8 protein-coding genes and 1 pseudogene are annotated in these 6,983 nt (G+C 69.1%); 5 read left to right on the plus strand and 4 right to left on the minus strand.

The genetic code is table 11. From position 1 onward, the window contains the following. Nucleotides 1–209: 209 nt before the first annotated feature. The gene (locus ABTZ94_RS35370; protein ID WP_351207202.1) at nucleotides 210–1,373 is read left to right on the plus strand and encodes a serine hydrolase domain-containing protein; all 1,164 of its coding nucleotides are present in this window, start codon (nucleotides 210–212) and stop codon (nucleotides 1,371–1,373) included. A 149-nt stretch (nucleotides 1,374–1,522) separates the two neighbouring features. Here the strand turns inward: ABTZ94_RS35370 and ABTZ94_RS35375 are convergent. After that, a pseudogene (locus ABTZ94_RS35375) lies at nucleotides 1,523–1,672 on the minus strand (SAM-dependent methyltransferase); the annotation flags it as partial. 540 nt (nucleotides 1,673–2,212) lie between these two features. On the opposite strand from ABTZ94_RS35375, the gene ABTZ94_RS35380 reads away from it, so the two are divergent. Beyond that, the gene (locus ABTZ94_RS35380) at nucleotides 2,213–2,851 is read left to right on the plus strand and encodes a TetR/AcrR family transcriptional regulator (RefSeq protein WP_351207204.1); all 639 of its coding nucleotides are present in this window, start codon (nucleotides 2,213–2,215) and stop codon (nucleotides 2,849–2,851) included. A gap of 62 nt (nucleotides 2,852–2,913) precedes the next feature. Here the strand turns inward: ABTZ94_RS35380 and ABTZ94_RS35385 are convergent, their stop codons facing one another. Then, nucleotides 2,914–3,600 (minus strand): GDSL-type esterase/lipase family protein, encoded by a 687-nt coding sequence (locus ABTZ94_RS35385; RefSeq protein ID WP_351207206.1) that lies wholly within the window; start codon nucleotides 3,598–3,600, stop codon nucleotides 2,914–2,916. A 58-nt stretch (nucleotides 3,601–3,658) separates the two neighbouring features. Here ABTZ94_RS35385 and ABTZ94_RS35390 point away from each other — a divergent pair, with 58 nt between their 5' ends. Together ABTZ94_RS35390 and ABTZ94_RS35395 are read left to right on the plus strand one after the other, a co-directional pair. Next, complete coding sequence (locus tag ABTZ94_RS35390; protein ID WP_351207208.1) at nucleotides 3,659–4,645, plus strand: PQQ-dependent sugar dehydrogenase family protein; 987 nt, start codon at nucleotides 3,659–3,661, stop codon at nucleotides 4,643–4,645. 78 nt (nucleotides 4,646–4,723) lie between these two features. Further along, the gene (locus ABTZ94_RS35395) at nucleotides 4,724–5,275 is read left to right on the plus strand and encodes a GNAT family N-acetyltransferase (protein ID WP_351207210.1); all 552 of its coding nucleotides are present in this window, start codon (nucleotides 4,724–4,726) and stop codon (nucleotides 5,273–5,275) included. Here ABTZ94_RS35395 and ABTZ94_RS35400 read toward each other — a convergent pair. Together ABTZ94_RS35400 and ABTZ94_RS35405 are read right to left on the minus strand one after the other, a co-directional pair. Continuing rightward, the gene (locus ABTZ94_RS35400; RefSeq protein ID WP_351207212.1) at nucleotides 5,226–5,837 is read right to left on the minus strand and encodes a Uma2 family endonuclease; all 612 of its coding nucleotides are present in this window, start codon (nucleotides 5,835–5,837) and stop codon (nucleotides 5,226–5,228) included. The two genes, ABTZ94_RS35395 and ABTZ94_RS35400, sit on opposite strands and share 50 nt — an antisense overlap. Before the next feature lie 107 nt (nucleotides 5,838–5,944). After that, complete coding sequence (locus ABTZ94_RS35405; RefSeq protein WP_351207214.1) at nucleotides 5,945–6,448, minus strand: DinB family protein; 504 nt, start codon at nucleotides 6,446–6,448, stop codon at nucleotides 5,945–5,947. A gap of 84 nt (nucleotides 6,449–6,532) precedes the next feature. On the opposite strand from ABTZ94_RS35405, the gene ABTZ94_RS35410 reads away from it, so the two are divergent. Continuing rightward, nucleotides 6,533–6,943, plus strand: a complete 411-nt coding sequence (locus ABTZ94_RS35410) for a DUF4259 domain-containing protein (protein WP_351207216.1) — start codon at nucleotides 6,533–6,535, stop codon at nucleotides 6,941–6,943. Nucleotides 6,944–6,983: the final 40 nt, after the last annotated feature.

Genomic DNA, 6,983 nt, shown 5'->3' on the forward strand with positions numbered 1-6,983 from the left:
GGACCCGAGAACCACTACAAGGGCTGCACCCGTATCACCAGCCGAAACGCCGAGCATTGCGCCGCAGATCGAACCTCTAACCGAACGGCATTGGGGTTAGCCCTACTTGGAGCTGGGCGGGTAGCAGGATCGCCCCGGGCGGTCGCAGCCGGAAATGCTGGGCCCGGAACATACCGCTGGTTTTTCAACGATTCCACAGGAGTTGGCTCGTGCGTGAGCAGGCATGGCAGAAGTTGCGTCCGTCCGGGCGGCAGCGGGGCAGTCGGCGCAGGGCTGTGTCGGCCGCGGCCGCCCTGGCCGTCGGCGTCATGACGATGGGTGCCCTGGCGCCGCCCGCAGCGTTTGCCGCCCCCCGGCCGGACACCGTCCAGCAGGGCCTGAACGCGCTGGTGCACACCGATGGCCTGCCTGCCACGCTGGCGAGCGTCAAGGACCGTGAAGGCCACACCCGTACCTACACCGCAGGGGTCGGCGACCTGGCCACCGGCGCGAAGGTGCCCAAGGATGGTCAGGTGCGGATCGGCAGCAACACCAAGACATTCACCGCGGTGGTCATGCTGCAACTGGTCGGTGAAGGGAAGATCGGCCTCGATGCCACGGTCGACACCTATCTGCCGGGCCTCGTCCGCGGGGAGGGGATCGACGGACGCCACATCACCGTCCGTCAGCTCCTGCAGCAGACCAGCGGACTTCCCAATTACACCGAATACGACCTTCAGCTCCGGTACTACGAACCCCGCGACCTCCTCGACATCGCTCTCCAGCACAAGGCCGACTTCGCCCCCGGGACGCAATGGAAGTACAGCAACACGAACTACGTGCTGGCCGGCCTGATCATCCAGAAGGTCACCGGCCGACCCCTCGCCCAGGAGATGGACCAGCGCATCATCAAACGCATCGGGCTGCACCACACCTACTTCCCCACCCCCCGTGACGCGACCATCCGAGAACGCCATCCCAAGGGCTACTACCAGGATTCAGCAGGCGAGCCGCTGCAGGACGTCACGGAAATGGACCCCTCCTGGACCTGGGCGGCAGGTCAGCTGATCTCCACCAACTCCGACCTCAACCGGTTCTTCACCGCGCTCCTCGGCGGCGACCTCCTCCCGGAGGCCCAGCTCACCCAGATGCGTACCACCGTCCCCGCTGAATACTTTGGTCCCGGCGCCCGCTACGGACTGGGGCTCGTGAGCAAGCCACTGTCGTGCGGCGGTCTCTCCTGGGGCCACGGCGGAAGCTTCCCGGGATACGAGACCCGGGGCGGCGTCACCGACGACGGCCGCGCCGCCAACGTCGCGGTGACCATCCAGCCGACCGACAAGGCAGCCATGAAGCATGTCGAGAGTGTCGTGGACACGGCCCTGTGCCGCTGAACCGCGCCTCCTGAGGCGTGTCCGATGGTTGATGTGGCTGGGCTGGGCTGGGCAGGGCGTCGGTCCGGCCATGGTGGGGCGGAGGTGACCTCTCGGATGGAGGGCACACACGCCGTGGAACACCACTGCATCCGCCGACAGGCGGCCTGTCACGTCTGCGCGTCCCGGCGGAACAGGGCCGTCCGGAGAAAGGGCTCACCGAAGCGTGGGGACTCCGGCGGTTCGTCGTGGATGCGGCGGAGCTCGATCTCGGTCAGGTCGGAGAAGATCCAGCGCAATGACTCCGGCGTGTACGCGAGCGGTCGGCCTCCCGGGTGAACAGGCCGTCCGGGAGGCTGAGTACGTCATCCACCGTGCGTATGTTCCGGTCCATGTGGATCTGATTCCCTTTCCAGGAGGGGAATCGTAGAGCCGTCCGGCATCGAAGCCCCGGGGATTGGTGTCGGTGGAGGCCGGCGCGGGTGCCTGGCGGCAGAGCGGGAGTGGGGTGGTAACCCCCCTCCCGCATCGCCTCGTTGGGTGTGGGTGCGCCCACGGAATGGTGTGAAGTGGGGTTCTGGGGGTGCGGCCACGGGGTTTTTGCTCGGGAGTGGCTGCCCGTGGTCCAGACGTCCTCGTCCACATGCATGTGGCGCTCGGGAGAGCCGATTTGAAGAACGCCTCGTACGCCTCCTACGCCTCGTACGCGTCGTACCGCGAGCTGTTCGTCAGCAACGGTTCGATGGGTAATCGGACTTGACCGAGGTGCCGCCCCAGGCGGGCCCGAGCGCGTGGCGGACACACCACCGACGCGGCAGAGCGTGGAGAGTGGGGGCAGCGGTACGGACGAAGGAGGACCGATGGTGGGTGTCGTGGCGAACCAGCGGAACAGGGCGGTCGGGCAGGCCGTGGAGGAGCCGGGGGCACGGGACCGACTCCTGCGGGCCGGACGCCAGCTGTTCGCCGCGTACGGGTACGCGCGCACGAGTGTCGAGGATCTGTGCGCGCAGGCGAAGGTGCCCGTCCATGTCTTCCAGCAGGAGTTCGTCTCGCGGGAGGTGCTCATGATGGCGATCTACGACGAGGTGGCGACCTACGGGCTGCGCGCCGCCGAGAACGCTCTGATGGCCGAGGGCATGGAGGACTGCCCGACGGCGGAACGGGTCCGGCTGCTCTTCGACGCCTATGTGAAGGCGGTCACCGAGGACCCGTGCGCGGCGCGGGTGGCGTTCGTCGAGGCGCTCGGGGTGAGCCGGGAGGTGGACAAGCACCTCGCGACATGGCGGGCGATGTGGATCGACTTCCTGACCTCCGAGGCCGAGCGTGCCGTGCGACGGGGCGAGGCGGTGGCGAGGGACCACACCGTGACCGTCACGGTGCTGAACCACTCGGTGGACGAACTCATGGCCCACCACGGCCGCCGGCCCCGGCAGGTCGACGCCGAGTGGCTGACCGATGAGCTGACCCGGCTCTCACTGGCCATGATCCTCCCGTCCTGACCCGTCCCGTTGCTCCGGGACGGCAAATAATGGGGAGACGGAAGAAGACGGAGAGCGCGCGGCTACGGATGGGCCGCGTAGGGGCCGCCCAGGCCCCACGCCTGGTGCATCGCGTCGGCGAACGCGGCGGCCAGCTTGTGTTCGCCGGTGGGGGCGGGGTGCGTCCCGTCGTACGTGTCCCGGTGGATGTCGTACCCCGGCGGGCGGGAGGCCAGCAGGACCGGGGACATCGGGTCGTCGAGGTCGGCGACGGCCTTCGCCAGGAGCTCGTTGAAGCGGTCGCACTCGGCGGCGAACGGGGCGTCCGACTCGGCCCGTATGTTTGGTATCACGGGCAGGAGGACCATCTTGACGTGCGGATTCGCGGTGCGGGCCGCCGTGATGAACGCCCGTGCGTTCAGGGCCGTCTGACCGCTGTCCGTATAGAACCCGAGGTCTATCAGGCCGAGTGAGACCAGCAGGACGTCCGTACGGTGCTCGGTGACCGTGTCGGCGATCACCGGGGCCATGTGCAGCCAGCCCTCGCCCCAGCCGGCCACATGGGTGCGGGCCTCGACGGGGAAGTCCGGTGCGCCGTACTCGTACGAGACGGGAGCGTTTGCCGCGGTGTCGTACAGCTCGCTGCGCGGGCCGACGATTGCGAACGGGGCGCCCATGGTGGAAGTCAGGTGCTGCCACATCCGGTAGCGCCAGGTGAAGTCGCCGGCGCGGCCGATCGTCATGGAATCGCCGACAAACGTGAAACGCATGGTGTCATCATCGCGGATCACGCCTCCGGCCTGCGACGTGACGGTGGACACTTGTGTCATGCGTTCGTATCTGACTGTGTCCGGAGCCGCCGCGCTGCTCCTCCTCGCCGGGGCGTCTCCCGCCGTGGCATCCGGAGACGGAGCCGATCGGAGCTTCACGATCGAGGACCCCCGGATCACCGAGTCCAGCGGCCTCGCCGCCAGCCGCGCCCACCCCGGCATCTACTGGACGCACAACGACAGCGACGACGGGCCGTACGTCTACGCCGTCGACTCCCGCACCGGGAAGACCGTCGCGACGATCACCATGCGCGGGGTCGGCGCGCCGCGCGACGTGGAGGCGATCTCGCTCGGTCCCGACGGCAACCTCTACGTCGGCGACATCGGCGACAACCTGAACGGCAGCTGGGACCACGTCTGGATCTACCGGTTCCCGGAGCCGAAGGTGCTGAAGGACGCGACGGTCCGGGCGACCCAGTTCGACGTGAAGTACGCGGACGGGGCGCGCAACGCAGAGGCGCTGATGGTCCACCCGAAGACCGGCCGGGTCTACATCGCCTCGAAGAACGAGGACGGCGGCGGACTGTACGAGGGACCCGCCGAGCTCACCACCGGACGGACCAATGTGTTCCGGCGGGTCGGCGAGGTGCCGTGGGTGACGGACGGGGCGTTCTCGCCGGACGGCAAGGAGCTGTTGCTGCGCTCGTACTTCAGCGCCCGTGGCTACGCCTTCAAGGAGGGCAGGCTCGGCGCCGACCACGCGGTCCAGGCACCGCTCCAGCGGCAGGCCGAGTCGGTGACGTACACGGCGGACAGCTCGGCGCTGATGTTCGGCTCGGAGGGGGAGCGGAGCGATGTGGTGCGGGTGGACATCGCCGGCCGCAGCGGCGGTGGTGACAGCAAGTCGCCGTCGAAGGACGGCGGCGGTGCGTCGCCCCCCGCCGGTGACGGGAGTGGAGAGAAGGGCAGCACGCTGGTCGGAGCGGTGGTGCTCGCCGCCGTGGGCGCACTCGTCTTCATGAACCGGCGCCGCAAGCGCGGCTGACCGACCACGCCCGACCCGTCGGCGCACGTCCCGGGCCCGGAATCATCCCCTGACGAGCCGCGCGTAGGGTCGGGTGCCATGACGAACCACGGGCCCGAGACCTTCTCCACCGAACGGCTCGACGCACTGCCGCTGCGAGCCGCGCACATCGACGAGATGGCGGCGGTCCTCGCCGACCCGGCCCTGTACACCTACACGGGCGGTGAGCCGGAGGACCTGGACACCCTCCGGGCCCGCTACACCCGCTGGGAAGCCGGTTCCCCCGAGCCGGCGGAACACTGGTGGAACTGGGTACTCCGGGTCCGCGCCGACGGTTGTCTCGCGGGCTGGGTCCAGGCCACGGTGGCGGGCCCCCGGGCCGAGATCGCCTGGGTCCTCGGCATGGAGTGGCAGGGCCTGGGCTACGCCAAGGAAGCGGCGGTCGGCCTGGCGGCGCACCTGCTGACCGGCCGAACGGTGCGTACGGTCGTCGCCCACATCCACCCCGACCACACCGCGTCCGCCGCGGTGGCCGCGGCGGCGGGACTCGTGCCCACCGACGAGTGGGAGGACGGGGAGCGGAGGTGGCGCCGCACGGACGTCACTTCCGGGGCTGCCCGGCCTTCAGCAGATCCGCGACGTCGAGGGTGACCTCGGCACCGATGGAGGCGGGGAGGGTGACCTGCTGCCCGGGGGCGTACACCTGGTGGCTGTCGTAGCCGCCGCTGACAGGTTCGGTCAGAACATGCAAACGGCCGTGCTTGCGGTCGACGATCACATACACCGGGATCTTGGCCTCGGCGTACGCGGTGACCTTGGTGCGCAGATCGTTGTTGTAGTTGCTCGACGTGACTTCCAGGACGAGGCGGAAGACCGCAGGGTCGTAGCAGTTGCTCTCCAGCACATGCTCGTCGAAGTCGGCATCGACGAGGGAGAGGTCGGGGATCGCGTAGTCCTCGGGCCCGCCAGGCAACCACAGGCCGATGCCCTGGAGTGCCTCCGTCTCCCCGTCATCGAGCCCTGCCGTGATGAACGGCCGCATGAGCTTGGTCAGTGCACGGGCATGGGGGCCATCCGGGGGCGGGGCCACGGTGATAACGCCTCCGATGATCTCGACGCGGTAACCCGGATGCTGCTCCATGAGCCTGTTGGCCACGTCGAGCTGCGATTCCGGCTCACCGTCACAGGGGTGCTCGACTGCTGCTGCAGACATTGCGGGCCTCCTGGTGGGTGGTGTCGAGAGCATCATCGTAGGACGGTACGCCCCCACATGTCCCGTTGGTGATCGTCCACTCGACCGAGTGAACGGAGCGGCCGGGCCTATGCGGAGGCGCTCTGCGGGTGGGCGCCCGTCGCCCCGTCGATCAGTTCGCGGACGATGTCCATGTGCCCGGCGTGCCGTACGACGTCCTCCAGCATGTGGATGAGCACCCAGCGCATCGACACCTTCCGCCCGTCCCACGCCGTACCGATCGCGTCGAGCGGGATCTCCTCCATCGCCCGGTCCGCGGCGGTGCGGGCGCGCGCGTAGAACGCCAGGATGTCGGCGGTCGTCTCGTCCGGGGCGACCGTCATGTCCTCCGTGTACGCGTCGAACCAGAGCTTCTCCGTCTCGCGGCCGAACGGCGTGCAGAACCAGCCGTACTCGACGGTCGCCAGATGCTTGACCAGGCCCAGCAGATTCGTGCCCGTCGGGGTCATCGGGCGGCGCAGCTGCTCGTCGTCGAGGCCGTCGAGCTTCCAGAGCACCGCGTCGCGGTGCCGGTCGAGGGCGATGTGCAGGGAGTCCTTCTCGCCGCCGGTGTACGGCACGGTCTTAATCATGCGAGGACCGTAACAACGCGCACTGACAGGCCCGTTGTCAGTGGCGGTTGCGAGGATGGCCGGACCGTCTAAGAAGGGGGCGCCATGGGCACCTGGGACATCGGTCATTTCGACAACGACACCGCAGCGGACTTCTCGGGGCATCTCGACGCCGCCCCGCAGGACAAGCGGGCCGAGCTGATCCGGGACGCGCTGACAGCTGCCGCCGGGACCACGGACTACCTGGACTCCGACGAGGCCGTCGTGGCCGTGGCGGCCGCCGCCCTGGTGGCCGCGCAGTGCCCGGGCGGGGAGCCCGTGACGACCGCGTACGGGCCGGACGAGCCGCTCCCCGAGCTGCCCGTGGAGCTACGGGGCCTCGCGGTTCAGGCCCTCGACCGAGTGGTGACCGAGCCGTCCGAGCTGCTGGAGCTGTGGAGCGAGGGCGGGCACGGGGAGCCGTGGAAGGAAGGGATCGGCCGGCTCCGGGCGATCCTGGCGGAGGCGGCCGGGTGAGCAACGGCGAGGCGCCTGCGGTACGGATCCCGTACCGCAG

It is taken from the genome of Streptomyces sp. NPDC002785 (genome assembly GCF_040295565.1).
Classification (GTDB): Bacteria; Actinomycetota; Actinomycetes; order Streptomycetales; family Streptomycetaceae; genus Streptomyces.

Excerpts from the sequence above, each read along its gene's own strand:
- ABTZ94_RS35380 (WP_351207204.1), top strand. The coding sequence starts at position 2,213 with ATGGTGGGTGTCGTGGCGAACCAGCGGAACAGGGCGGTCGGGCAGGCC.
- ABTZ94_RS35385 (WP_351207206.1), bottom strand. The coding sequence starts at position 3,600 with ATGCGTTTCACGTTTGTCGGCGATTCCATGACGATCGGCCGCGCCGGC.
- ABTZ94_RS35390 (WP_351207208.1), top strand. The coding sequence starts at position 3,659 with ATGCGTTCGTATCTGACTGTGTCCGGAGCCGCCGCGCTGCTCCTCCTC.
- ABTZ94_RS35395 (WP_351207210.1), top strand. The coding sequence starts at position 4,724 with ATGACGAACCACGGGCCCGAGACCTTCTCCACCGAACGGCTCGACGCA.
- ABTZ94_RS35400 (WP_351207212.1), bottom strand. The coding sequence starts at position 5,837 with ATGTCTGCAGCAGCAGTCGAGCACCCCTGTGACGGTGAGCCGGAATCG.
- ABTZ94_RS35405 (WP_351207214.1), bottom strand. The coding sequence starts at position 6,448 with ATGATTAAGACCGTGCCGTACACCGGCGGCGAGAAGGACTCCCTGCAC.
- ABTZ94_RS35410 (WP_351207216.1), top strand. The coding sequence starts at position 6,533 with ATGGGCACCTGGGACATCGGTCATTTCGACAACGACACCGCAGCGGAC.